27 protein-coding genes are annotated in these 25,183 nt (G+C 73.4%); 3 read left to right on the top strand and 24 right to left on the bottom strand.

Annotation, left to right across the window (positions count from 1 at the left end; all coding sequences use genetic code 11):
• Nucleotides 1–156 precede the first annotated feature (156 nt).
• The 19 genes from ACWEFJ_RS14995 to rimP form a co-directional block, all read right to left on the bottom strand.
• A complete protein-coding gene (locus ACWEFJ_RS14995; protein ID WP_378084909.1) occupies nt 157–612 on the bottom strand; it encodes a hypothetical protein in 456 nt (151 codons plus the stop codon).
• Between the two features lie 8 nt (nt 613–620).
• A complete protein-coding gene (gene dapB, locus ACWEFJ_RS14990; protein WP_449714052.1) occupies nt 621–1,412 on the bottom strand; it encodes a 4-hydroxy-tetrahydrodipicolinate reductase in 792 nt (263 codons plus the stop codon).
• Nucleotides 1,409–2,716: a M16 family metallopeptidase gene (locus ACWEFJ_RS14985; RefSeq protein WP_449714051.1), complete on the bottom strand. Its 1,308-nt coding sequence runs from the start codon at nt 2,714–2,716 to the stop codon at nt 1,409–1,411. Before ACWEFJ_RS14985 ends, dapB begins: the two co-directional genes overlap by 4 nt.
• A 95-nt stretch (nt 2,717–2,811) precedes the next feature.
• A complete protein-coding gene (locus ACWEFJ_RS14980; RefSeq protein ID WP_449714050.1) occupies nt 2,812–5,064 on the bottom strand; it encodes a polyribonucleotide nucleotidyltransferase in 2,253 nt (750 codons plus the stop codon).
• Between the two features lie 227 nt (nt 5,065–5,291).
• The gene (rpsO, locus tag ACWEFJ_RS14975; RefSeq protein WP_141981300.1) at nt 5,292–5,561 is read right to left on the bottom strand and encodes a 30S ribosomal protein S15; all 270 of its coding nucleotides are present in this window, start codon (nt 5,559–5,561) and stop codon (nt 5,292–5,294) included.
• 122 nt (nt 5,562–5,683) lie between these two features.
• On the bottom strand, nt 5,684–6,136 hold the full coding sequence (locus tag ACWEFJ_RS14970) for a 2'-5' RNA ligase family protein (RefSeq protein WP_449714049.1): 453 nt from the start codon (nt 6,134–6,136) through the stop codon (nt 5,684–5,686).
• 5 nt (nt 6,137–6,141) lie between these two features.
• Nucleotides 6,142–6,624, bottom strand: coding sequence for a helix-turn-helix domain-containing protein (locus ACWEFJ_RS14965; RefSeq protein ID WP_378096318.1), 483 nt, complete (start codon nt 6,622–6,624; stop codon nt 6,142–6,144).
• A 91-nt stretch (nt 6,625–6,715) separates the two neighbouring features.
• Nucleotides 6,716–7,657: a bifunctional riboflavin kinase/FAD synthetase gene (locus tag ACWEFJ_RS14960; protein WP_378096315.1), complete on the bottom strand. Its 942-nt coding sequence runs from the start codon at nt 7,655–7,657 to the stop codon at nt 6,716–6,718.
• A gap of 255 nt (nt 7,658–7,912) precedes the next feature.
• Nucleotides 7,913–8,272 (bottom strand): hypothetical protein, encoded by a 360-nt coding sequence (locus ACWEFJ_RS14955; RefSeq protein WP_378096312.1) that lies wholly within the window; start codon nt 8,270–8,272, stop codon nt 7,913–7,915.
• A gap of 64 nt (nt 8,273–8,336) precedes the next feature.
• Nucleotides 8,337–9,236, bottom strand: a complete 900-nt coding sequence (gene truB / locus ACWEFJ_RS14950) for a tRNA pseudouridine(55) synthase TruB (RefSeq protein WP_378096309.1) — start codon at nt 9,234–9,236, stop codon at nt 8,337–8,339.
• 11 nt (nt 9,237–9,247) lie between these two features.
• The gene (locus ACWEFJ_RS14945) at nt 9,248–10,609 is read right to left on the bottom strand and encodes an MFS transporter (protein ID WP_378096306.1); all 1,362 of its coding nucleotides are present in this window, start codon (nt 10,607–10,609) and stop codon (nt 9,248–9,250) included.
• Between the two features lie 109 nt (nt 10,610–10,718).
• Nucleotides 10,719–12,020, bottom strand: a complete 1,302-nt coding sequence (locus ACWEFJ_RS14940; RefSeq protein WP_449714048.1) for an MATE family efflux transporter — start codon at nt 12,018–12,020, stop codon at nt 10,719–10,721.
• Between the two features lie 78 nt (nt 12,021–12,098).
• A complete protein-coding gene (locus ACWEFJ_RS14935) occupies nt 12,099–13,118 on the bottom strand; it encodes a DHH family phosphoesterase (RefSeq protein WP_378096300.1) in 1,020 nt (339 codons plus the stop codon).
• Nucleotides 13,119–13,128: 10 nt separating this feature from the next.
• Nucleotides 13,129–13,578, bottom strand: a complete 450-nt coding sequence (rbfA, locus tag ACWEFJ_RS14930; protein ID WP_378096297.1) for a 30S ribosome-binding factor RbfA — start codon at nt 13,576–13,578, stop codon at nt 13,129–13,131.
• A 50-nt stretch (nt 13,579–13,628) separates the two neighbouring features.
• Entirely contained in the window at nt 13,629–13,925 is a 297-nt protein-coding gene (locus ACWEFJ_RS14925) for a DUF503 domain-containing protein (protein WP_378096294.1), read from the bottom strand.
• A gap of 68 nt (nt 13,926–13,993) precedes the next feature.
• Complete coding sequence (gene infB / locus ACWEFJ_RS14920) at nt 13,994–17,029, bottom strand: translation initiation factor IF-2 (protein ID WP_449714047.1); 3,036 nt, start codon at nt 17,027–17,029, stop codon at nt 13,994–13,996.
• A 77-nt stretch (nt 17,030–17,106) separates the two neighbouring features.
• On the bottom strand, nt 17,107–17,358 hold the full coding sequence (locus tag ACWEFJ_RS14915) for a YlxR family protein (RefSeq protein ID WP_449714108.1): 252 nt from the start codon (nt 17,356–17,358) through the stop codon (nt 17,107–17,109).
• A gap of 127 nt (nt 17,359–17,485) precedes the next feature.
• A complete protein-coding gene (gene nusA, locus ACWEFJ_RS14910; RefSeq protein ID WP_378096675.1) occupies nt 17,486–18,508 on the bottom strand; it encodes a transcription termination factor NusA in 1,023 nt (340 codons plus the stop codon).
• A complete protein-coding gene (gene rimP / locus ACWEFJ_RS14905; RefSeq protein WP_378096678.1) occupies nt 18,505–19,029 on the bottom strand; it encodes a ribosome maturation factor RimP in 525 nt (174 codons plus the stop codon). The genes nusA and rimP overlap by 4 nt, the downstream gene beginning before the upstream one ends.
• 147 nt (nt 19,030–19,176) lie before the next feature.
• On the opposite strand from rimP, the gene ACWEFJ_RS14900 reads away from it, so the two are divergent.
• Nucleotides 19,177–19,620 carry a hypothetical protein gene (locus tag ACWEFJ_RS14900; protein WP_449714046.1) on the top strand — a complete coding sequence of 148 codons (444 nt, stop codon included), beginning with the start codon at nt 19,177–19,179 and terminating at the stop codon, nt 19,618–19,620.
• Entirely contained in the window at nt 19,617–20,051 is a 435-nt protein-coding gene (locus ACWEFJ_RS14895; protein ID WP_378096684.1) for a ferritin-like domain-containing protein, read from the top strand. Before ACWEFJ_RS14900 ends, ACWEFJ_RS14895 begins: the two co-directional genes overlap by 4 nt.
• Before the next feature lie 556 nt (nt 20,052–20,607).
• On the opposite strand, the gene ACWEFJ_RS14890 is transcribed toward ACWEFJ_RS14895, so the two are convergent.
• The 4 genes from ACWEFJ_RS14890 to ACWEFJ_RS14875 are packed head-to-tail and all read right to left on the bottom strand — an operon-like array spanning nt 20,608 to nt 23,716.
• Nucleotides 20,608–21,369 carry a hypothetical protein gene (locus ACWEFJ_RS14890; protein ID WP_449714045.1) on the bottom strand — a complete coding sequence of 254 codons (762 nt, stop codon included), beginning with the start codon at nt 21,367–21,369 and terminating at the stop codon, nt 20,608–20,610.
• A 25-nt stretch (nt 21,370–21,394) separates the two neighbouring features.
• Nucleotides 21,395–22,402 (bottom strand): aminotransferase class V-fold PLP-dependent enzyme, encoded by a 1,008-nt coding sequence (locus ACWEFJ_RS14885; protein WP_449714044.1) that lies wholly within the window; start codon nt 22,400–22,402, stop codon nt 21,395–21,397.
• A gap of 7 nt (nt 22,403–22,409) precedes the next feature.
• Nucleotides 22,410–22,889, bottom strand: a complete 480-nt coding sequence (locus tag ACWEFJ_RS14880) for a DUF4442 domain-containing protein (protein ID WP_378096693.1) — start codon at nt 22,887–22,889, stop codon at nt 22,410–22,412.
• A gap of 41 nt (nt 22,890–22,930) precedes the next feature.
• A complete protein-coding gene (locus tag ACWEFJ_RS14875) occupies nt 22,931–23,716 on the bottom strand; it encodes an SDR family NAD(P)-dependent oxidoreductase (RefSeq protein WP_449714043.1) in 786 nt (261 codons plus the stop codon).
• A 71-nt stretch (nt 23,717–23,787) separates the two neighbouring features.
• On the opposite strand from ACWEFJ_RS14875, the gene ACWEFJ_RS14870 reads away from it, so the two are divergent.
• Nucleotides 23,788–24,195 carry a YjbQ family protein gene (locus ACWEFJ_RS14870; protein ID WP_073899510.1) on the top strand — a complete coding sequence of 136 codons (408 nt, stop codon included), beginning with the start codon at nt 23,788–23,790 and terminating at the stop codon, nt 24,193–24,195.
• Here the strand turns inward: ACWEFJ_RS14870 and ACWEFJ_RS14865 are convergent.
• Nucleotides 24,091–25,122: an ABC transporter permease gene (locus tag ACWEFJ_RS14865; RefSeq protein ID WP_378096699.1), complete on the bottom strand. Its 1,032-nt coding sequence runs from the start codon at nt 25,120–25,122 to the stop codon at nt 24,091–24,093. The genes ACWEFJ_RS14870 and ACWEFJ_RS14865 overlap by 105 nt on opposite strands.
• Nucleotides 25,123–25,183 lie beyond the last annotated feature (61 nt).

Below are 25,183 nucleotides of genomic sequence, written 5' to 3'. Positions count from 1 at the left end.
AGGGCAACCCCGACGGCGGTCGCGAGGACGAGGCAGGCCACGGCCAACCGGAGGTTCTCCAACGTGTTCGCCATGTACTCACGGTAACGAGCACGCGTGAAAGATCCAAGGCAAGAGACCGTGAAGACCGGATGAATCACGTCTCAGTCGGCTGGATCACACCGTATTCGTCGGCGACTGGAACAGCTCGATCGCTCTCCGCATGGTCTCCCTCGCCCGACCGCGGTCACCCGCCAGGTCGTACGCCTGGGCCAGCAGGAACCACGCCCGCCAGTCGTCGGGGCGCGCCTCGACGTCGGCCCGGCGCCGGTCGAACCACTCGTCGGCGGCGTCCCGGTCCACCCGCCCGGACGGGCGACGCGGCAGCCCGGACGTGTCGAGGAGACCGCCCTCGGCGTCGAGCTGCCGCGCCATCCGCTCGGTGGTGAAGCCGAACCGCAGGTTCGTCCACGCGATCCACGCGCCGATCAGCGGCAGCACCAGCACCCCGACGCCGAGGCCGATGCCCACCGGGTCGCCGGTGCCCAGGAGCACCGCGGCCCGGCCGCCGAGCAGCACGAAGTACACCGCCAGCGCGGCGGTGATCAGGAACGCGACGGTGCGGGTCCTCACGCGGACCTTCAGAGGTCCATGTACTTGTCCAGGCCCACGGTGAGCCCCGGGTGCCGCGCGATCGACCGCACGGCCAGCAGCACGCCCGGCATGAACGACTTGCGGTCCAGCGAGTCGTGCCGCAGCGTCAGCGTCTCGCCCTCCGTGCCGAACACGACCTCCTGGTGCGCGATCAGCCCGGCCACCCGCAGCGAGTGCACCCGGACGTCGCCCACGAGCGTGCCGCGCGCGCGGTCGGCCTCCTGCGTGGTCGCGTCCGGCATCGGGCCGAGGCCCGCCGCCTCCCGCGCCCGCGAGATGAGCCGGGCGGTGTGCGCGGCGGTGCCCGAGGGCGCGTCCACCTTGCGCGGGTGGTGCAGCTCGATCACCTCGGCCGACTCGTAGTACCGGGCGGCCAGCTCGGCGAACCGCATGGACAGCACCGCGCCGATGGCGAAGTTCGGCGCGATCAACACGCCCAGCTCCGGCTTCGACGCCAGCCACTCCGCCACCGCGTCGAGCCGCTGCGCGTCGAACCCGGACGTGCCCACGACGGCGTGGATGTCGTTGTCCACGCAGAAGCGGAGGTTGTCCATCACCACGTCGGGGCCGGTGAAGTCGACCGCGACCCGGGCGCCGGCGTCGGCCAGGTCGGACAGCCGGTCGCCCGCGTCGACCGTCACGACGACTTCCATGTCCGCCGCGGCCTCGACCGCGCGGCACACCTCGGCGCCCATGCGGCCCCTGGCGCCGATGACGCCGACGCGGAGCGGTTCGGCCGAGGACCCGCTCGCGGGGTCGGGCGGGGGTACGGAACTCAAGAGATCACCTCGTGCACCTGGGACGGCAGATCGTCGGCGTGAGCGTAAGGGCCGACCACGGCGGCGGCGACGGGGCGTCGCAGCAAGTCGCGCGCCAGCGCCGCGACGTCCTCGGCGGTGACCGCGTCGATGCGCGCCAGCGTCTGCTCCACCGACAGGTAGTCGCCGTAGTTCAGCTCGCCCTTGCCGATGCGCGACATGCGCGAACTGGTGTCCTCCAGGCCCAGCACGAGCCCGCCGCGCAGCTGGCCCTTGCCCCGGGCCACCTCGGCGTCGCTGATCCCCTCGCGCGCCACGGTGGACAGCACCTCGCGCACCACGCCGGCCACGTCGCCGAGCCGGTCGGGCTGGCAGCCCGCGTACACCGAGAGCGTGCCCGCGTCCGCGTAGAGGCCCACCGACGAGTACACCTGGTACGCCAGGCCGCGCCGTTCCCGGACCTCCTGGAACAGGCGCGAGCTCATGCCGCCGCCCAGCGCGGCGTTGAGCACGTTCAGCGCGAACCGGCGCTCGTCGTGCCGGTCCAGCCCGCGTACGCCCAGCATCAGGTGCGCCTGCTCGGTGTCGTCGGAGTGCAGCACCAGCTTGCGCGACGCGGGGATGCGGGCGCGGCCGGACCGCGGCGCGACCGGCGTGCCGACGCGGTCGAGCCGGTCGCCGACCTGCTTGCGCACCAGCCGCATCACCCGGGCGTGGTCGATGTTGCCCGCCACCGCGAGCACCATCCGCGGCAACGTGTAGCGCTTCTTGTAGAAGCCGAACAGCGCGTCGCGGTCCATGTCCCCGATGGACTGCTCGGTGCCGAGCACCGGCCGGCCCAGCGCGTGGTCGCCCAGCAGGGCGTCGAGGAACGCGTCGTGCAGCAGGTCTTCCGGGTCGTCGTCGCGCATCGCGATCTCTTCGAGCACCACGCCGCGCTCGGTCTCGAAGTCGCGCAGCTCGCACAGCGCGTCGAACACCACGTCGCACACCAGGTCCATGGCCAACGGCAGGTCCTCGTCCAGGACGTGCGCGTAGTAGCAGGTGTGCTCCTTGGCGGTGAACGCGTTCAGCTCGCCGCCGACCGCGTCGATCTCCTCGGCGATCTGCGCGGCCGTGCGGTTCGCCGTGCCCTTGAACAGCAGGTGCTCCAGGTAGTGCGCGGCGCCCGCGACCTCGGTCCGCTCGTCGCGCGACCCGACCTGCACCCACAGGCCGACCGACGCCGACCGCACGCCCGGGATGCGCTCGGTGATGACCCGCAGGCCCGACGGCAGCAGGCTGCGGCGCACGGCCACGCCCTCCGGGCCGCGCTCCAGCGACACCGTGCTGCCGGGCTTCTGCAGGTGCCCGAGCGGGCGGGTAAGCGGACGGCCGCGAGTGCCAGGAGCACTCGCGGCCGTCCCGTTGACGCTCGTCGTCACTGCGCCGGGGCCTCGGCCTCGACGGCGGGGGCGGGAGCGGCGTCCTGGGCGGGGTTGTCGGCGGCGGGCGCCGCGTCCGCGTCCTCGTTGACCAGGACCAGGCTGATCTTGCCGCGCTGGTCGATGTCGGCGATCTCGACGCGGAGCTTGTCGCCGACCTTGACGACGTCCTCCACCTTGCCGATGCGCTTGCCGTTGCCCAGCTTGGAGATGTGGATCAGGCCGTCCTTGCCCGGGAGCAGGGACACGAACGCGCCGAACGCCGCGGTCTTCACCACGGTGCCCAGGAAGCGCTCGCCGACCTTCGGCAGCTGCGGGTTCGCGATCGCGTTGATCAGGCCGATCGCGGCCTCGGCCGACGGGCCGTCCGCCGCGCCGACGTAGATCGTGCCGTCGTCCTCGATGGAGATGTCGGCGCCGGTCTGCTCGGTGATCGAGTTGATCATCTTGCCCTTGGGGCCGATGACCTCGCCGATCTTGTCGGTCGGGATCTTGACCGACGTCACGCGCGGCGCGAACGGGCTCATCTCGTCCGGGCGGTCGATGGCCTCGGCCATGACCTCCAGGATGGTCAGGCGTGCGTCCCGGGCCTGGCCCAGGGCCGCCGCGAGCACGTCCGACGGGATGCCGTCGAGCTTGGTGTCCAGCTGGAGCGCGGTGACGAACTCCTTGGTGCCGGCGACCTTGAAGTCCATGTCGCCGAACGCGTCCTCGGCGCCGAGGATGTCGGTCAGCGCGACGTACTCCGTCTTGCCGTCGACCTCGTCGGACACCAGGCCCATGGCGATGCCGGAGACCGGCGCCTTCAGCGGCACACCGGCGTTGAGCAGCGACATGGTGGACGCGCAGACCGAGCCCATGGACGTGGAGCCGTTGGAGCCCAACGCCTCGGAGACCTGGCGGATCGCGTAGGGGAACTCGTCGCGCTTGGGCAGCACGGGCACCAGCGCCCGCTCGGCCAGCGCGCCGTGGCCGATCTCGCGGCGCTTCGGCGAGCCGACGCGGCCCGTCTCACCGGTGGAGAACGGCGGGAAGTTGTAGTGGTGCAGGTAGCGCTTGTGCGTCTCCGGGGACAGCGAGTCGATCTGCTGCTCCATGCGCAGCATGTTCAGCGTGGTGACACCCAGGATCTGGGTCTCGCCGCGCTCGAACAGCGCCGAGCCGTGCGCCCTCGGGATGACCTCGACCTCGGCCGACAACGACCGGATCTCGGTCAGGCCGCGGCCGTCGATGCGCACCTTGTCGCGCAGGATGCGCTGGCGGACGAGCTTCTTGGTCAGCGAGCGGAACGCCGCGCCGACCTCCTTCTCGCGGCCCTCGAACTGCTCGGCCAGCTTCTCCAGCACCGACGCCTTGACCTCGTCGAGGCGGTTCTCGCGCTCCTGCTTGCCCGCGATGGTCAGCGCCTGCGCCAGCTCGCCGGACGCGGCCTGCTCGACGGCCTCGAAGGCGTCGGGCTGGTAGGCCGGGTACGTCGGGAACTCGGCGGTCTCCTTGGCGGCGACCTGCGCGAGCTGGGCCTGCGCCTCGCACAGCACCCGGATGAACGGCTTGGCGGCCTCCAGGCCGGCGGCCACGACCTCCTCGGTGGGCGCCTGCGCGCCCTCGCCGACCAGGTCGGTGACGTGCTCGGTGGCCTCGGCCTCGACCATCATGATCGCGACGTCGTCACCGACCACGCGACCGGCGACGACCATGTCGAACACGGCCTTCTCGAGCTGCTCGTGGGTCGGGAACGCCACCCACTGGCCCTCGATCAGCGCCACCCGGACGCCGCCGATGGGGCCGGAGAACGGCAGGCCGGCGAGCTGCGTCGACGCGGACGCGGCGTTGATCGCCACGACGTCGTACAGGTCGGCCGGGTTCAGGCTCATCACCGTGATGACGACCTGGATCTCGTTGCGCAGACCGTCCACGAAGGACGGGCGCAGCGGCCGGTCGATCAGCCGGCAGGTCAGGATCGCGTCGGTCGACGGGCGACCCTCGCGGCGGAAGAACGAGCCGGGGATGCGGCCCGCGGCGTACATGCGCTCCTCGACGTCCACCGTGAGGGGGAAGAAGTCGAAGTGCTCCTTGGGGTGCTTCGACGCCGTCGTCGCCGACAGCAGCATCGTCTCGTCGTCCAGGTAGGCGACGACCGAGCCCGCCGCCTGGCGGGCCAGGCGACCGGTCTCGAAGCGGATGGTGCGCGTGCCGAACCGACCGTTGTCGATCACGGCTGAAGTCTCGTGGACCTCGATGTCCGTCATAGGGGTACTTCTCCTCGTCATGCGGGTCACAGCGCGCTCACGGCGCGGGATCGCGGTTCGGACGAGGCCGGTCTTCGATCGAAGTCCCCTGGGTTTCCACCCACCAGGGGGCCACTACCGAGGACCGGCGAACTGTCGTCCCGGGCTCCGCGCGTGCTTCCCTCGTCTTTGTTTTCCGTGTTGCGCCGAGGGGGAGCGACCCGGTGGCCACTCCCCCTCGGCACGTCTCAGCGGCGCAGGCCGAGGCGCCCGATCAGGGCGCGGTACCGCTGGATGTCCACCTTCTGCAGGTAGTTCAGCAGCCGGCGGCGCCGGCCGACCAGCAGGAGCAGACCACGGCGCGAGTGGTGGTCGTGCTTGTGCTTCTTCAGGTGCTCGGTCAGGTCGGCGATGCGCTTGCTCAGCAGCGCGACCTGGGCCTCGGCCGAACCGGTGTCCGTGTCGTGGACGCCGTACTCGGCGAGGATGGTCTTCTTTTCCTGGGTGGTCAGTGCCACGTGCTCGCTACTCCTCGTGCTGGTTGGGTGCCGTGGGGCCCCGCCTGGGCGGGGTAGTCGGTGCTGGCCGCCACGGACCGCAGCCAGACCCAACTGTCGAGGTTACCAGCTGTGGCCGCGCGTTACGCGTTTGGCGTGGTCAAGGGCACCCGGTCCAGCACCGCGTAGCCCTCCCCCGGGCGGCTGCGGACCAGCGCCACCTCGGTGGCGGTCCACTCGCGACCGGTGAACCCGACGTGCGGCAGCACCGCGCCGCGGGCGACCGTGAGGTGGGGCCGCCAGTCCGCCGGCACGCCCGCGGCCGCGCCCAGCTCGTCCAGCGCGCCGTCCACCCCGATCCACAGCACCTGCCGGAACGTGCCGCTGCCGCGCAGCCGCAGCACGGGCGCGGTCACCCGGTCCAGGCCGTCGAGTCGGCCGGCGGGCTCGGCCTCGCCGAAGAACCGGACGGTGACGTGCCAGCGGGTCGGGTCCACCCAGCGCAGCCGGGGGTGCGCCGCGCGGACCGGGCGGAGGGCGTCGTGCAGCTCGGCGACGACGTCGGCGGGCGGGAAGAGGGCGGTGAACAGGCTCACGGCGGTCAGCCGTCGCGGCCCTTGCCCGCGCGGCGCAGCAGCTCGGCGAGGGCCGGGAAGTCCTCGCCCAGCACGTCGGCGGCCTGCGACAGCTCGCGGCGGTCGGCCAGGCGGCGCAGGAAGGGGAACACCACGGCCTCGTCGTCGCCGTTCACGGGCAGCGAGTCGCGGCTCACCGTCGGCTTCGACTGCCGGACGTCCTCCAGCGCGCGCTGCAACGCCTCGGGGGAGCCGGAGGCCACGTCGGGGGTGAGGACCTTGCGCTCCAGCATGATCATCCGGGCGAGGACGGAGGGGTTGCCGATCTTGGCCCGGCGGCCGCTCATGACCTGGCTCAGCATGGGGGCGCTGATGCCCAGCACGTCCGCGAGCTGGGCCTGGGAGACGTTGAACGCGACCACGAGCCGGCGCACCCGGTCGCCCAGGGGTTCCCCGTACCACTCCCGCTGCAACGCGAGGTTGCGTTGGACGATCTTGTGGTCCTCCACCTTCGCCTCTCCCCTGACCGACGGACGTGTCAGGCATCTTGCCAGGTCGTGAGGTGTCGCACGGCGGGTTCCACCCACCTGGTTCAACCCGTCAGGCGTCACCCGGATCCGTCAGGAGTTCACGGGCCGTGGCCACGTCGCGGTGCATCTGCTCCAGCAGCGACTCGACGCTGTCGAACTTCTCCATGTCCCGCAGCCGGTCCACGAAGTCCAGCGCCACCCGCTGGCCGTAGAAGTCCTCGTCCACGTCGAGCACGAACGCCTCGACCCGCCGTTCCCGGCCGGAGAACGTCGGGTTGGTGCCCACGCTCACCGCGGCCCGGAGGCGGCGGCCCGAGCCGTGCACGAACCAGCACGCGTACACGCCGTCCGCGGGCACGGCGGCGAACCGCGTGGTCGACAGGTTGGCCGTGGGGAAGCCCAGCTCCTTGCCGCGGCCGTCGCCGCGCACCACGATGCCCTCCAGCCGGTGCGGCCGGCCGAGCGCCTGGGCCGCGGCGGCCACGTCGCCCGCGTCGATGCACGCCCGGATGTAGGTGGACGAGTACGTCACGCCGTCGTCGGTCACCAGGTCCGCCCCCTCGGTCACGAAACCGAACCGCTTGCCCAGCGCGCGCAGCAACTCGACGTTGCCCGCCGCCTTGTGGCCGAAGGTGAAGTTCTCCCCCACCACCACGGCCGCCACGTGCAGTCGTTCGACCAGCACCTCGTGCGCGAACTCGTCGGCCGGGGTGCGCGCCACCTCGGCGGTGAACGGGATCACGCAGAACACGTCCACGCCCAGGCGCTCGACCAGCTCGGCGCGGCGGTGCAGGCTGGTGAGCTGGGCCGGGTGGCTGCCCGGTCGGACCACTTCGGACGGGTGCGGGTCGAACGTGATGAGGACGCTCGGCACGTTCCGCTCGGCCGCCAGCCCGACCGCGCGGGCGATCAGCGCCTGGTGGCCGCGGTGCACCCCGTCGAACACGCCGATGGTCACCACGCATCGGCCCCAGCCGCCCGGCAGGTCGTCGAGCCCTCTCCAGCGTTGCACGCCGGCAAGCCTAGGGGACGGCCCGAGGGCGACCGCCGAAGCCGGCCGAGCCACGCCGCGCCCGCCACGCCGCGGGGTCGCTCGCGCCTCCGCCGGCACCGCGACCCTCGCCCCCGCCGGCACCGCGACCCTCGCCCCCCGCCGGGCCACCGCGACCTTCGACACGCCCAGGCCACCGCGACCTTCGACACGGCCGGCCCGGCGACGGCCTCGCGTCACCGGCGGGCCGCACCGCAGCCGTTCGACTCCGCGGGGTCAGTCGCGGCGGATGTCGCGGCCGGCCTGGTGCACCGTGCCGCCCTCGCGCGCGACGGCGTGCTGGTTGACCGTGGTCGGCGAGTTGATCGTCACCGAGCCGAGGTCGCCCGCCTGCACCACGCTGCCCGTGACCGAGCCGGACACGCTGTTGTGCACCGTCGTGGCGGGCCGCGGCTCCGGGCCGGCGGGCGGTGTCGTCGGCTGCACGCGCAGCGTGACCACCACGCCCAGCACGACGAGCAACGCGACCGCCACCCACGCCCACGGGTTGCCCGCGGCGTCGGCGGCCAGGCTGATCGCCACCCCGGTGGCCGACGTCACCACACCGGCCACGGCCGGCCACACCCATCTCGCCATGGCTCCACGGTAGGGCCTACCCCGCGGCCGTGAGAACCGCCAACGGGCTCGCGACCCCGGAGCCCTACCCGGCGGGGGTGAGGACCACCAGCGGCTTGGCGATCGGGCCCTCGTCCTTGGCCAGGGCGACCACGTGGCCGTCCGGGCCGAACACGCCGTAGGTGCCGGCCAGCCCGCCGGCGGCCAGGCGGCGGCCGTGCGACAGGGCCACCGCCTCGCGGGGCGCGATCTCGCGGCGCGGGAACGCCGTGGACACGGCCGCGTCGAGGTCCAGGGACAGGCCCGGCGCGCTCTCCAGCTGCTCCAGCGTCTTGGCCACGCGCAGGTCGAACGGCCCGACGCGGGTCCGGCGCAGGGCCGCCAGGTGGCCGCCGACGCCGAGGTCCGCGCCGAGGTCGCGGGCCAGCGCGCGCACGTACGTCCCGGACGAGCACTCCACCATCACGTCGAGTTCGGTGGCGTTCTCCTCACGCCGGACGGCCAGCACGTCGAAGCGGTGCACCGTGACCGGTCGGGCGGGCAGCTCCACGGCCTCGCCCGCGCGGACCCGCGCGTACGCGCGCTTGCCGTCGACCTTCACCGCGCTCACCGCGCTGGGCACCTGCTGGATCGCGCCGGTCAGCTTCGCCACCCCGGCCCGGATCGCGTCCTCGTCCACTTCGGACGCGTCGGTCGTGGACAGCACCTCGCCCTCGGCGTCGTCGGTCGTGGTGGACGAGCCCAGCCGGATCGTCGACAGGTACGCCTTGCTGTCCAGCGCCAGGTGGCCGAGCAGCTTGGTGGCCCGCTCGATGCCGAGCACGAGGACGCCGGTCGCCATCGGGTCGAGCGTGCCCGCGTGCCCGACCTTGCGGGTGCCGAGGATGCGGCGGACCTTGGCCACCACGTCGTGGGAGGTCATGCCGTCGGGCTTGTCGATCACCACGAGGCCGGGCTGGACGGGAGGACGTGAAGATGCGGACACGGACGAGGATCCTAAGCCTCGACCAGATCCCGCTCGCCGGCTCCACGGACGGCCGGGTCGCCGATCACGTCCCAACGACGGCGGCGCAACTGCACGGGCACGGTCTCGCCGCGGTCCTCGGCGGCGAACACCGCGGCACGCGCCCGGCGCCACCACACGACGGTCCGCCACACGCCCACCAGCAGCACCGCGGCCACCGCCACGAACGCGATCCGGTACGCCTGCGGGGCCGCCGCCACGGGCTCGACCACGTCCAGCAGCACGCCGACGACGAGCGCGGTGAACGTGACCGCGCCGAAGCCGCCGACGTTGGCCACGCCGGTCGCCGTGCTCACCCGGTGCAGCGGGTTGTAGTCGCGCACCAGCGCGAACGCCACGCCGGACACCGGGTTGCCCACCGCCAGCACCGCGAACACCCCGTACAGCAGGGGCGTCGGCAGCACGCCGCCGGGCCAGCCCAGCAGCACCGCCCAGCACAGCAGGGCCGCGGCCAGGTAGGTGCCGACGATCGGCATCCGCCAGGCCGGCCTGCTCCCGATCACCGTGCCCATCACGGGCCCGGTCACGATCGCCACCAGCACCAGCGTGCTCAGCACCGCGGACGCCGACGGCCGGGACAGGCCCTGCGCCTCGACCAGGTACGGGAAGCCCCACAGCAGGCCGAGCAGCGCGGGCGTGGACATGGACGTGAAGTGCACCCAGAACCCGAGCCGGGTGCTCGGCTCGCGCCACGCCTGCCGCACCTTCGCGCCGACCGCGCGCAGCGGCACCCGCTCCACCTCCGGCTGCGGCACGCCGTCGGGCACCTCGCGCACCCGCCACCCGACCACGGCCGAGTACGCCGCCGTCGCCAGGCCGGCGACCAGGAACGTCGCCGTCCAGCCCGCGTTGTCGAGCAGCAGCGTCAACGGCACGGTCGCGACCAGGTTGCCCGCGCCGCCGAGCGCCGCGGACAGGGTCATCACCAGCGTGAACCGGCGGGGCGGGAAGTGCGCGGCGGCCAGCCGCAGCACGCTCACCCACGTCATCGCGTCGCCGACGCCGAGCACGGCGCGGGCGGTCAGGCCGAGCGGGTAGGAGCCGGCCAGCGCGAACAGGGTCTGGCCGAGGCCCATGAGCAGGGCGGCGGCCATCAGCACGCGGCGCGGGCCGAAGCGGTCCACCAGCAGGCCGGTGGGGATCTGCATCAGCGCGTAGAGGCCGATCTGGAGCACGGTGAAGGTGCCGAGACCGGCGGGGCCGACGGAGAAGCGGTCGCCCGCCTCCAGGCTGGCGACACCCAGGGAGGTGCGGTGGAAGAGGGCGGCGATGTAGACGAGGACGGCGGTTGACCAGATCAGCCACGCTTGCTTCGTGGCACGATCGACCGGCAAGGCGGATCTCCTAGGCGTTCTGCGGCGGCACTCCCAGTATCGAGAAACAGTTGCCTTGTGTTAACGATTCCCCGGGGTGCCCCTCGCCACATCACGCCTGGTCACCGCCTCACCACCCGGCGCCGACCCGCGCCCACTTGCCCGACCGGGTCCGCGCGAGCACCAGCACCAGCCGCAGCACCATGAACGCGGACAGGCCGCTCCAGATGCCCGCCAACCCCCAGCCGAACGCGTAGGACGCCCACACCAGCGGCAAGAAGCCCAGCGCCGCCGACACCAGCGTGGCGGTCCGCAGGAACCGGGCATCGCCCGCGCCGAGCAGCACGCCGTCCAGCGCGAACACCACGCCCGCGATCGGCTGCAACGCCACGAAGAACCACCACGCGTGCGGCACCTCGTCCAGCACCGCCCGGTCGCTGGTGAACACCAGGGGCAGCGGGCCGGACAGCGCGGCGAACACGATCCCGAGCAGCACGCCGAACCACAGCCCGTACCCGGTGACCTGCCAGGCGAACCGGCGTGCCTGCTCGCGCCGCTCCGCGCCCAGCGCCGCGCCCACGATCGACTGCGCGGCGATCGCCAACGAGTCCAGCACGAGCGCGAGGAACGTCCACAGCTGCAACACCACCTGGTGCGCGCCGACCGCGCCGACCGACGTGCGCGCGGCCACCGACGCGGCGGACAGGAAGCACGCCTGGAAGGCGAGGCTGCGCAGCACCAGGTCGCGGCCGAGGCCGAGCTGGGCCCGCATCCGGTGGCGGTCCGGCCGCAGGGCCACCCGCTCCGAGCGCAGCGCCCGGAAGAACAACCCGGCCGACAGCACCTGCGCGACCACGTTCGCGACCGCCGAGCCCTCCAGCCCCCAGTGCGCGCCGTGCACCAGCAGCGGGCACAGCACGGCCGAGATGCCGTTGCCGACCAGCACGTACCGCAGCGGGCGGCGGGTGTCCTGCACGCCGCGCATCCAGCCGTTGCCCGCCATCGTGACGAGCACGAACGGCGCGCCGAACAACGCGATCCGCAGCCACGACACCGCGTTGTCGGCGACCTCGCCACCGCCTGCCAGCAGCCGTGCGGCGGGACCGGCCAGCGCCTGCCCGAGCACGATCACCAGCGCGCCGACGGCCAGCGCGAGCCAGGTCGCCTGCACGCCCTCCTCGACCGCCTCGGACCGGCGGCCCGCGCCGAACAGCCGCGCCGTGCGGGCCGTGGTGCCGTAGGAGAGGAACGTGAGCTGCGTGGCCACCTGGGTGAACAGCACGCCGCCCAGCGCCAGCCCGGCCAGCGGCAACCCGCCCAGGTGGCCGACGACCGCCGTGTCCACCAGCACGTACAGCGGCTCGGCCGCCAGCACCACCAGCGCGGGCGCGGCCAACCCGACCACCCGCCGCGCCGGAACCCGCTCCTCCACCGACACCCCTCACCGGACCACGTGAGTCCTACGTCCAGAACGCGAGTGTCCTACGTTCGGAACACCCGAATTCAACGCTCAGGACGCGGCCACGGTCTCCAGGGCGGCCCGCAGCCGCGCCAGGACCTCCTCCGCCGGACCCGTCGCGGTGAAGCCCGCGGCGAGCCGGTGGCCACCGCCGCCGAGCAGCTGCGCCACCTCGCGCACGTCCACCGCGCTCACCGCGCGCAACGACACCGACCACGACGACGGCCGCAGCTCCTTCAGCACCGCCGCCACCTCGGCCTCCGCCGTGGTGCGCACCAGGTCGACCACGCTCTCCACCTCCTCGGGCCGCAGCCCGGAGGCGTCCTCCAGCGTCACGACGGCGTGCACGAACCCCAGCCCGCCCGCGGCCTCCCGCTCCAGGCACGCCCGGCCCAGCACCTTCGCCAACATCCCGAGATACCCGAACGGGTGAGAGTCCATCAGCGGCCGGGCCACCGCCTCGGCGTCCACCCCGGCCGCGAGCAGCCGGGCCGCCACCTGGTGCGTCGTCGCCGACGCGTGCCGGAACGACCGCGTGTCCGTCACCAGACCCGCGTACACGCACCGGGCCACCGGCTCGTCCAGCTCCACGCCCAGCGCGTCCAGCAGCCGCAGCACCACGATCGCGGTCGCCTCGGCCCGGTCGTCGACCACGTTCACGTGCCCGAACCGGGGGTTCGACACGTGGTGGTCCAACACCACCACCACACCGGCGGTGGACACCCGGTCGGCCAACGGCCCCAGCCGCCCGACGCTGCCGGTGTCCAGCGCGACCAGCACGGGCGGCGCGGCGGGCACGGCGGACGCGGGCACGAGCAGCCCCGCCACGTCCAGGCTCCGCAATGTCTCCGGCACCTCGTCCGGCGCGCCGAACGACACCCGGACCGCCACCCCGCGGCGGTGCAGGGCCAACCCCAGCGCCAACGCGCTGCCCAACGCGTCCGCGTCGGGGTTCACGTGGGCCAGCAGCGTGACGTCGGTGGCGGTGGACAGGACGCGGGCCGCCTCGGCGAGGTCCGCGTCCAGGTCCTCGGTGGAACGGGGGTCGTTCAAGCTCGGGTCGTTGCGCACGCCCAGAACGCTAGTCGGCGTCCTCGGCGTCGCGCGCGGGCTTGTACGGGTCGGGTTCGCCCGCGGGCTCCGCGCCGTGCGCGATCCGCGCCACCTCGGCGTCCAGCTCCCGCGCCTTGGCCAGCAGCTCGTCCATCCGGCGCGCCTCGTCGGGCACGGTGTCCGTGACGAACGACAGGGTCGGCGTGAACCGGACACCGGTCTGCTGGCCGACCATGGTGCGCAGCACGCCCTTGGCCTTCTCCAGCGCCGCCGCGGCCCCCGCGAAGTCCGGCTCGGAGTCGAGCCGCTCGCCGAGCACGGTGTAGTAGACCGTCGCGTCGTGCAGGTCGCCGGTCACCCTCGTGTCCGTGATCGTGACGCGGGCCAGCCGGGGGTCCTTGACCTCGTGCTCCAGCGCGGAAGCCACGATCTGCGAGATCCGCTTGGCCAGCTTGCGAGCCCGTGCCTGGTCGGCCACGGCGCTCCCCTCCTGTCGTTGCGATTCGTCGCCTCCAGCGGCGACGCCTGCTAGTCGTCCTCCGGCCCGACCAACCTGTGGCGGGCGGAGAGAAGTTCCAGTTCGGGCCGTCCGGCCACCAGCCGCTCGCACGCGGTCAGGACGTCCCTCACATGCTCGGCGTCGGCGGCGACGGCCGCCACTCCGATCAGGGCGCGCCGGTGCAGGTCCAGGTGGCCCGCCTCGGCGACGGACACCTCGAACCTGCGGCGCAGCTCGGCCACGACCGGCTTGACCACCGACCGCTTCTGCTTCAACGAGTGGACGTCGCCGAGCAGCACGTCCAGCTCAAGGGCACCCACGAACACAGATGACCACCGGGTCCGAAGGTGCGGGGCCGCCGCCGGGCGACGGCCCCGCACCTGGTTGACGACGATCAGGCGCGCGGCTTCTCGCGCATCTCGAACGTCTCGATGATGTCGCCGACCTTCAGGTCGCTGTAGTTGCCGAGCGTCAGACCGCACTCGAAGCCCTCGCGGACCTCGGTCGCGTCGTCCTTGAACCGGCGCAGCGAGCTGATCGGCAGGTTCTCCTGCACGACGTTGTTGTCGCGCAGCAGGCGGGCCCGCGCGTTGCGGCGGATCTCGCCCGACACCACGAGGCAACCCGCGATCGTGCCGACCTTGGAGGACTTGAAGACCTCGCGGATCTCGGCACGGCCCAGCTGGACCTCTTCGTACTCCGGCTTGAGCATGCCCTTGAGGGCCTGCTCGATCTCGTCGATCGCCTGGTAGATCACCGTGTAGTAGCGGACGTCCACGCCCTCGCGGTTGGCGAGTTCGGTGGCCTTGCCCTCGGCCCGGACGTTGAAGCCCAGGACGATGGCGCTACCCGCGACGGCGAGGTTGATGTCGCCCTCGGTGATGCCACCGACGCCGCGGTGGATGACCCGCAGCTCGACGTCGTCGCCGACCTCGATCTTCATCAACGCGTCCTCGAGCGCCTCGACGGTACCCGAGTTGTCGCCCTTGATGATCAAGGTGAGGGCGCTGGTCTCCTTCAGCGCGGCGTCCAGGTCCTCCAGGCTGACGCGCTTGCGCTTCGCCGCGTTCATGGCGTTGCGGTTGCGGGCCTGGCGGCGCTCGGCGATCTGCCGCGCCACCCGGTCCTCCTCGACCACGAGGAACGTGTCACCCGCGCCGGGCACCGACGTCAGACCGATGACCTGCACCGGACGCGACGGGTACGCCTCGGTGACGTCCACGCCGTGCTCGTCCACCATGCGGCGGACGCGCCCGTACGCGGCGCCGGCGACGATCGAGTCGCCCACCCGCAGCGTGCCGCGCTGCACCAGCACCGTGGCCACCGGACCGCGACCGCGGTCGAGGTGCGCCTCGATGGCGACGCCCTGCGCCTCCATCTCCGGGTTGGCGCGCAGGTCCAGCGAGGCGTCGGCGGTCAGCAGGATCGCCTCCAGCAGGCCGTCGATGTTGATGCCCTGCTTCGCCGAGATGTCCACGAACATCGTGTCGCCGCCGTACTCCTCGGCGACCAGCCCGTACTCGGTGAGCTGCTGGCGGATCTTGGCGGGGTTGGCCCCCTCCTTGTCGATCTTGTTGACCGCGACCACGATCGGCGCGCCCGCCGCCTGGGCGTGGTTGATCGCCTCCACCGTCTGCGGCATCACGCCGTCGTCGGCCGCCACCACGATGACCGCGATGTCGGTCGAGTTCGCACCACGGGCGCGCATGGCGGTGAACGCCTCGTGACCCGGGGTGTCGATGAAGGTGATCAGGCGCTCGTTGCCCTCCAGCTCCGTGCGGACCTGGTAGGCGCCGATGTGCTGGGTGATGCCGCCGGCCTCGCCCTCGGCCACCTTCGCCTTGCGGATGGTGTCCAACAGGCGCGTCTTGCCGTGGTCGACGTGACCCATGACGGTGACGACCGGCGGGCGGACCTGCAGGTCCTCCTCGCCACCGGCGTCGTCGCCGTAGGTGATGTCGAACGTCTCCAGCAGCTCGCGGTCCTCCTCCTCGGGGGACACGACCTGCACGACGTAGTTCATCTCGGAGCCGAGCAGCTCCAGGATCTCGTCGGACACCGACTGCGTCGCGGTGACCATCTCGCCGAGGTGGAACAGCACCTGCACCAGCGAAGCCGGGTTGGCGTTGATCTTGTCGGCGAAGTCGGTCAACGAGGCGCCGCGGGGCAGGCGGATCGTCTCGCCGTTGCCCTTGGGCAGGCGGACGCCGCCGACCGACGGCGCCTGCATGTTGTCCATGTACTCCTGGCGCTTCTGCCGCTTCGACTTGCGACCGCGACGCGCCGGGCCACCGGGACGGCCGAAGGCGCCCGCGGCGCCGCCGCGACCACCGGGACCGCCGCCACCGGGACGACCGCGGAAGCCGCCGCCACCGGCCGGTGCGCCACCGCCACCGCCGCCACCGCCGCCGGGGCGGAAGCCACCGCCGCCGCCACCGCCGCCACCGGGTCGGAAGCCGCCGCCGGCGCCGCCACCGCCGCCGGGACGGAAGCCACCGCCACCGCCGCCGGGACGACCGCCGCCACCGGGACCGCGGCCACCGCCGCCGCCACCGGGACCGCCGGGGCCACGACCGCCGCCACCACCGCCACCGGGGCGGGGAGCGGGACGACCGGGCATCATGCCCGGGTTCGGCCGCGGCGGCATGTTGCCGGGGTTGGGCCGGGGACCGCCGGGAGCGCCGCCGGAGCCACCCGGACGGGGGCCCGCCGGACGGGTGTCACCGGGCTTGGGACCGGACGGCCGCTCGCCACCGCCGGGCGCGGCCGGGCGCGGCGCCTGCGGACGCGGCGCGGGAGCGCCACCGCCGACGCCGAACGGGTTGTTGCCCGGACGGGGCGGCCGCGGACCGGCGGGCTTGGGGGCCTGCGGGCGCGGCGGGACCACGGACGGGCTGTTCTGCGCCGCCGCGGGCTGCTGCTGCGGGGCGCGGGGGCCGGGGCGCGGGCCGGGAGCCGGGCGCGGCGCCTGCTGGGGGGGCTGCGGCACGGCCGCCGGGGTCGGGGCCGGCGCCGGAGCCGGTGCGGAGGCCGCGGCCGGGGCCGGGGCCTGGGGCTGCGGCGTCGCCGCCGGCGCCGCGGGCTGCGGCGCGGCCGGCTTGGCCATCGGCTTCGGGGCCATCGGCTTGGGGCCGGGCACCGGACGGGGACCCGGCTTGCCGGCGGGCGCCGACGGACGCGGGGTCGGGTCGTTGCGGACCTCGCCCGACGCCGACGGCGCGGGCTTGGGCGGCGCCGGGCGGGCACCGGACGGCTTGGGCTTCGACTCGCCCTTGGCGTAGGCGTCACGCAGCCGCCGGGCCACCGGGGCCTCGACGGTGCTGGACGCGGACTTCACGTATTCGCCCTGGTCGGCGAGCTTGCTCAGCAGTTCTTTACTCGTGACGCCGAGCTCTTTGGCGAGCTCGTGCACGCGGGCCTTACCTGCCACTGCACTCCTCTGTGAGGGAGGCCGGCGGGCAAGTCCCGTCGACCTCGTCTTAACGTCGCGCGTTCATGTCTTCAGCTTCACGGCTGACTCATGACGGGTCGACCTGCTTCCTTGCTTCCTGCTGGTCCCGGGGCGATCCCGCGACCTACTTCCCAACACCGCTCGAGGTGACCGCGAACGCGTTCCACGTCGAGCGGCCCCTGGACCCGGAAGGCCCGGGGGAACGCCCGCCGCTTCTCGGCGTTGCGGAGGCAGTCCGGATCGGGGTGCAACCATGCTCCCCTACCGGGCAGCCGTCTGCGTGTGTCCGGGACCACGGCCCCGTCCACGACCACCACGCGCAGCAGCTCGGAGGGCAACGTCCGGGCGCGGCATCCGATGCACGTACGAACCGGGCCGTGGTGCGTGAGATCCGATCCCCGACGTTGAACCACTGAGAAGTCTATCCCCTGTTGCCTAGTCAGCCGAACCGGATGTCGCCGCGCCCGCCGGAGCGGACCCGCCGGCCTCCGCGTCGCTGCGGATGTCGATGCGCCAGCCGGTCAGGCGCGCGGCCAGCCGGGCGTTCTGGCCCTCCTTGCCGATGGCGAGGGAGAGCTGGAAGTCCGGGACCACGACCCGTGCCGTCTTGGCGCGCTCGTCGAGCACTCTCACGGACACAACCTTCGCCGGTGACAAAGCATTCCCGACGAACGTGGCGGGGTCGTCCGAGTGGTCGATGATGTCGATCTTCTCACCGGCCAGCTCGCTCATGACGTTGCGCACCCGGGCACCCATCGGGCCGATGCACGCCCCCTTGGCGTTGACGCCGGGCACCGTCGTGCGGACCGCGATCTTCGAACGGTGACCTGCCTCACGTGCCACCGCCGGGATCTCCACGGTGCCGTCGGCGATCTCCGGGACCTCCAGCGCGAAGAGCCGGCGGACCAGGTTCGGGTGGGTGCGCGAGAGGGTGATCTGGGGGCCGCGCGCGCCGCGGGAGACGCCCACGACGTAGCACTTGAGCCGCGAGCCGTGCTCGTAGGACTCGCCGGGCACCTGCTCGGCGGGCGGCAGCACGCCCTCCGTGTCGCCGATCTGGACGACGACCATGCCGCGGGCGTTGGCGCGGGCGTCGCGCTGCACCACGCCGGCGATGATCTCGCCCTCCTTGGCGGAGAACTCGCCGAACGTGCGCTCGTGCTCGGCGTCGCGCAGGCGTTGGAGGATGACCTGGCGGGCGGTGGTGGCGGCGATGCGGCCGAAGCCCTCGGGGGTGTCGTCCCACTCCTCGGCGACGGTCCCGTCCGGGTTCAGCTCCTGGGCGAGCACCCGCACCACGCCGGTCTTGCGGTCGATCTCGACGCGGGAGTGCGAGTGGTGGCCCTCGGTGTGCTTGTAGGCGGTCAGCAGGGCGGTCTCGATGGCCTCGAGGACGGTGTCGAAGGGGATGTCCTTGTCCCGCTCGATCGCCCTGAGAGCGGCGATGTCGACGTTCACTCCGACTCCTCCTCCAGGTGCTTGCCTTCGAGGAGCGCGAGCTCTTCGACCGGCGGCTGCTTGAACTCGACTTCGACGACGGCGCGCTCGATCGTCCGGTACTCGACGCGGCGCAGCTCGCCCTTGACCAACAGCACGACCCCGGTGTCGTCGGCGTCGCCGACGCGGCCGAACCACTCGACCTGGTCCGGCTGCTTGACCTTCACCAGGCGCAGCCGGTTGCGCTTCCAGTGGCGAGGCTTGGTGAGCGGGCGGTCCGCGCCGGGCGAGGTGACCTCGAGCGTGTACGGCCCCGCGATCAGGTGCTCGTGCGCGTCGAGGGCGGCGGACACGGCGCGACTGGCCTGCGCCACCTCGTCCAGCCCGATCCCCTCGTCGCCGTCCACGACCACCTTGACCAGCCTGCGACGCCCAGCCTGGTTCACGTCGAGCAGCTCGAGGTCGAAGCCGATCGCCTCGACCGCCTCCCGCACGACGGGTGCTAGCTGCGCGGCGAGTTCTCCGCGCGGCGGGCTGGACACGTGGTGACTCCAAGTTCTCTTCGAGTGCAGAGGGCACGGCAACCCCGGCCGACGCTGCACTCGCCGGCCGTGGTCGCCCAGACTATCTCGTTCGGCGGTCGGACACGTCCCGCGGGCGAGGGGCCGCCTCTGGCAGGATCGGAACCCGTGATCGGAAGAACGGCGTTCAGCAGGCGCGCGGTGCTGCTGGCGACGGCCACCGCGCCGCTGGCAGTCGCGTGCACCACACCCCCTCCCCCTCCGCCGCCACCGGACCCGCTGGCGGAGTTGGTGAAGGCGGCGCTGTCGGACGCCGCGCTGGCCACCGCCGTGGGCGCGCCCGAGACCGCCGCCGCGCGCACCGAGCACGCCACGCGGTTGCAGGCCGAGGTCGACCGCGCCACGCCGCGCGTGCCGGGGTCTTCGGCGCCGCCGACGACGTCGGCCCCGGTCGCGCCGCCCGCGGGGGCGTCGCGCGAGGCGTTGGTGCCGGCGTTGCAGGCGGCGCAGAAGCAGGCGGGGGACATGGTGGCGTCGGTCGAGCCGCACCGGGTGGGCCTGGTGGCGTCGGTGGCGGCCGGGTGCGCGAGCCTGGTGGAGGCGTTGTCGTGAGCGTGGACGCGGTGCAGGGGGCGTTGGCCGCAGAGCACGCGGCGGTGTGGACGTACGGGCTGGTCAGCGCGTTCATCACGGGTCCGCAGCAGGCGGCGGCGGTGGCGGACGGCGCGAACGCGCACCGGGCGCGGCGGGACGTGACGGAGCGGTGGCTGCGCGACGCGGGCGCGACCCCGCGCCCACCGGCCCCGGCCTACCTCCCGCCGCAGCCGGTGGACAGCGCGGCGTCGGCCATCGCGGCGTTGATCACGGTGGAGACCGACGCGTGCGCGGCGTGGCGCGGGGTGCTGGAGCGGACCGACGACGGGGCGCTGCGGACGTCGGCGCTGGACGCGTTGACCGTGTCGGCGGTGCGCGCGACGCGGTGGCGGAAGGCGGCGGGCGTGACGCCCACGTCGATCACGTTCCCGGGTGCCGGGGTGGGCTGACACCCGCCCTCAGGATGCTGCGCAGGGGTCCCCGCCAGGGGACCCCTGTCTTGATTCTGCCGGCGGGCACCGACGACGAGGTGCGTCCGGAGCCGGGCTGTGGACAACTGCGGACGAGCCTGGGCATGGGCTGGGCGCGGGGTTCGGCGTGGGACGTCTCGGGGGCGGCGGGCAGTTCGGGGCACGGCAGGCGGCTCAGGGCACGGCGGGCAGCTCAGGACCCGTCGGCGGCTCACGGCAGGTGGGCGGCTCACGGCAAGGCAGGCAGCTCACGGCGCGGCGGGCGGCTCAGGGTGCGTGGGCGACGCCGGACTGATAGGGGTGGCGGCGAGCCGAGGCGCGACAACCCCGGGACGTGGGCGGCTCCCAGGACGGGCGATCCGGGCGCGGGCGATCCGGGCACCCAGTGGCTCCAGGCGTCCGGAGGCACCCGGTGGCTCCAGAGCCCACGGTGGCACCGGGGCACACGGCGGCTCCCGGCGCAAGGCAGCCGCCGGCGGCTGTGGACAGGTCCGGTGTCCCGGTCGGCCCGCGTCGTGGGCGGTGCCGGGCGCGGTCAGGAGGTCAGTTCGGCGGCGAGGCGGAAGGCGTCGTTGCTGATCCGCTTCATCAGGGTGTTGTGCGCGGTCTCGTCGGGGCCGTGCTTGACCGTGTCCGACTCGATGATGATCACGTCGCGGTCCTGCTGCCGGGCCGCGAAGCCGCCGTTGCCCAGGGTGGTCAGGTTCGGCACCCGCACCGCGCCGTCCTTGACCAGGTCGTTGACGTTGCCCGTGCCGTCGCGGGTGGTCAGGTCCTTCAGCTTGGCGGCGTCCTCGGCCGTCTTCATCCGCACGATGGACACCGACGTGTAGACGGTCACCCCGTCGGGTGTCTTGGTCGTGTACAGACCGCGAGTGAGCTGCTGGCACGGGGTGCTGGTCAGGAACGTCTTGGTCTGCCCGTACGCGTGCACCGCGCAGTCGCTGTCCTTCAGCGGCTCGGGGACGTCCGGCGACGCGGTGAACGCGAACTCGCCCGCCGGCGCGGAGGTGGTGGTCGGCGTGCCGGTGTGGGTGTTCTTCGGCATCACGACCAGCCACACCAGCCCGGACACCACGGCCACGCCGAGCAGTCCCAGCCCCTTGAGCACCAGCCCGCGCCGCGAGCGCGCTGCCGTGCCCGCCGGCGCGGCACGGCGGCGCGGCGGTGGCGGAGGGGAGCCGAGCAGCGAGTCCAGCTGCCCGATCTCCGACCGCCACAGCGGCGCGGTGTCCGACGGACGGACGGGCGGGATCCGCTGCGTCACCTCTTCGGGTGATTCGGGAGGAACCGACACAAAGACCCACGGTAACGGAAGAGGGTCAGGCGAGCGCTGTGAGCACCAGGTCGACGTCCTCCACCGTGTTGTAGAGGTGGAACGCGAGCCGCACCCGCCCGGCGCGCAGGCTGGACCGCACGCCGGCCGCCGCGAGCCGCTCGCCGGCGGACGGCAGGTCGAGCGACACGACGGCCGACCCGCGCGGGGCCAGCCCGAGGCCCGTGAGCAGGGCGTCGGCCAGTCCGACGGCGTGGTCCCGGACGGCCGCGAGGTCGAGCGAGGCGAGGTAGGGCAGGGACGCGGCGGCGCCGTACTGGGACAGCCAGACCGGGGAGATGTCGAGCCGCCGGGCGTCGGGCGCGAGCCGCAGCGGCAGCCCGTACACGGTGGCCCACGGGTCCTCGCCGGCGAACCAGTTCGCCGCCACGGGCACCGTGCGCTCCAGCGCCGAGGGCGAGCAGGCGAGCCACGCGCACCCGCGCGGCGACATCAGGAACTTGTAGCCGACGGCCACCACCCAGTCCGCCCACCCCAGGTCCAGCGGCATCCAGCCGACCGCCTGGGAGGCGTCCAGCAGCACGGGCACGCCGGTCGCGCGCAGGCCGTCCAGGTCCGCCACCCGCCCGTCGGCGGACTGCACGACGCTCACCGCGACCAGGTCGTGCCGCCCCGCTTCGGCCACGACGTCGTCGAGATCGACTTCGGTGACCCGCAGGCCGCGCGCCGCGAACGGGAACGTGAGGCTGGTGAACTCGCCGCGCACCACGAGCACCGACGCGTCGGCGGGCAGCCCGGCCGCCACCAGCGACACGAGCTGGGACGCCGACGCACCCGCGGCGACCCGTTCGGACGGCACGCCGACGAGCCGCCCGAACGCCTCCCTGGCCGTGCCGACCTGCTCGTCCACCGCGCCGGGACCGTCCGCACCGGTCGCCCACCGCCGCACCGCGTCCGCGACGACGGAGGCCGTGTGCGCCGGCGGCACGCCGATGCTCGCCGTGTTCAGGTAGCCGAGGGGGACGTCGAAGGTCGAGCCGAAGGCAGAACGCATGGGATCATCACACGGTCTCGGCCACGCCGCCGTCCACCGATTTGCGGTTCTTGCGCCGGGCGTAGACCTGCTTGCGGGTGCGGGCGACGACCTCGCCGCGGTCGTCCACCACGTCGGTGGAGAACCAGACCAGGGCCTTGCCGCCGTCGGCCGTCAGCGAGCGGACCTCCTCCAGCCGCTCGTCGGTCAGCCGGAACTCGGCGTGCACGGTGCCGCGGCCGGGCTTGACGAACTCGATCTCGCCCGCCCGGTCCCAGACCAGGTGCTCGCGGCCGAGGTTGTGCAGCACGAGCAGCATCCAGAACGGGTCGGTCATCGCGAACAGCGAGCCGCCGAAGTGGGTGCCGACGTAGTTGCGGTTCCACCAGTGCATCCGCATCCGGACCTTGACGTAGCGGTAGTCGTCGGACAGCTCGACCACGCGGATGCCGGCGAACAGGAACGGGGGCCACAGGTTCATGCCGCGGCGCAGACGCGATGCCTTCACGGCCGTCATGTTACCAGCGGGTAATACGCACTCGGCCGGAATCAGCGCAGGGTGACGACGTTCCCCGTCACCCTCGCCGCCGCCTCCGAGCACAGGAACGCCACCACCGCGGCCACGTCCTCGGGCTGCGACACGTCGTGCTCCGCGCGCACCGCGTCGTTGACCCAGCCGGTGTCGGTGACGCCCGGCTTGACCACGTTCGACGTGATGCCGTGCGGCCACAGCTCGGCCGCCGCCGACATGGCGTAGTTGTCCAGCGCCGCCTTCGCCGCGCCGTAGGAGACCTCGCTGGGGAACCCGTGCGGGCCGCCGGAGGTCAGGCCGACGATCCGGCCCCAGTTGCCGCCACGGGCGATGTGCCGCCGGGCGAACTCGGCGATCAGCAGCGCGCCCGCCCGCGCGTCCACCGCGAACTGGGCGTCGAACGTCTGCGGCGTCACGGCCTGGAGCACCCGGCCGAACCGGTCCTTCTCGACCGCGAGGAACGTGTCCTGCACCCAGCCGGAGGCGTTGTTGACCAGGATGTCCACCGGCCCGAAGACCCGTTCCGCGGCGTCGAACAGCGCGGCGGGCGCGTGCGGGTCGGTGAGGTCCGCCTCCACCGCGTGCGCCTTCCCGCCCGCCTCGGCGATCGCGGCGACCACGTCGTCGGCGTCCGACTCGCGGGCGGTGAAGTACTCGCGGGGCAGGCTCGGGTCCGGCGCGGGGGCGAAGCGCAGGAACGTGATGAGGACGTTGACGCCCTGGGCCGCGAGCGCCTTCGCGGTCGCGGCGCCGATGCCCTGGTTCGCGCCGGTGACGATCGCGGTGTGGATCACGGTCGGCATCCTGCCCCATCGGATCGCGGCGTCGCACCGCGTTTTCGGTGGCGGGCGCGCGTCGTTCGTAAGCTCTGGGCATGCGCAGCGAAGAGATCGAGGTCCGCACCGGCTCGACCGAGGTCGTGCACGACCTCACCCGCGCGTGCGAGGACTTCCTGGCCGACGTGGACGGCGACGGGCTGCTGCACGTCTGGGTGCCGCACGCCACCGCGGGCCTGGCGGTGCTGGAGACCGGCGCGGGCAGCGACGACGACCTGCTGGCCGCGTTGCGCGAGCTGCTGCCCGCCGACGGCCGGTGGCGGCACCGCCACGGGACGCCGGGCCACGGCCGTGACCACGTGCTGCCCGCGCTGGTGCCGCCGTACGCGACCATCCCGGTGCTAGGCGGTGTGCTGGCGCTGGGCACCTGGCAGTCGGTCTGCCTGGTCGACACCAACGTCGACAACCCCGTCCGCAAGGTCCGCTTCACGTTCCTGCCCGGGTAGCAGCAGCGCGACCAGGCCGACGGCGGCGAGCGCGACGAACACCCAGACCTGGGCGGCGTCGGGCGAGCCGCCGTGCAGCAGCGCCCGCAGCCCCTCGGTGGAGAACCGGAACGGCGTCCACGACCACAACAGGGCCCGGTAGGCGGGGGCGAGCAGCTCGGGCACCTGGCCCGCGACCGCGGGCGCGATCAGGTACAGCGGGGCGAGCACCGCCATCGCGCGGATGCCGAGCAGCCTCAGCAGCGCGCCCTGGACCAGCGCGAACGCCAGCCCGACGAGCGCGAGGTAGCCGAGCACGCCCCAGTCGAGGGGCAGCGACGAGTCCCACAGCGCGAAGAACCCCGCCACCACGGCGACGCCGAGCACGGTCGTGGCCGCCGCGCCCACCAGCCGGCCCGCCGCCGACTCCCGGCGCGCGAGCAGCGTGAACGCCGCGCCGGCGACCAGGCCAGCGATCCACAGCAACGCGCTCGCCGCGAGCGGCGCGGTCCGGCCGGCGGCGGAGGCCGGGTCCAGCGTGACGACCTCCGCCCGCATCCCCGCGCCCTGCGCGACGCCGCCGAGCACCTGCTGGGCGACCTGCGTGCCGGACGGGTTCACCGCGCCGGACAGCACCACGGTGGCATGGTCGGGCGCGAGTTCCAGCACCCCGTAGACCTCCTGCCGGGACAGCAGCTCCCGCGCCTCGTCCGGCGCGGCCACCCGCCACGAGACCTCCGCCACGTCCCCGCCCGCGAGCCTGTCCGCGACACCGCGCAGCGGGGGCGGCGCGTCCGGGGCCACGGCGACGGCGAGCGGCACCGCGTCGGGGTGCGCCGTCGCCTGGACGCCGAACGTCAGCAGGCCCAGGACGAGGGCGATCACCGCGCCGACCGCGGCGGTGGCCACCGCGATGACCGCCGGCGGCCGGTCGTGCAGTGCGGCCATGGGTGTCCTCCTCGGTAGTTCATCATGTGTTGAATTAGAGGCTACGACCCGTGCGCGCCGG

The organism is Actinosynnema sp. NPDC004786, assembly GCF_053601135.1.
This window is presented reverse-complemented; position numbering and strand designations above follow the sequence as displayed.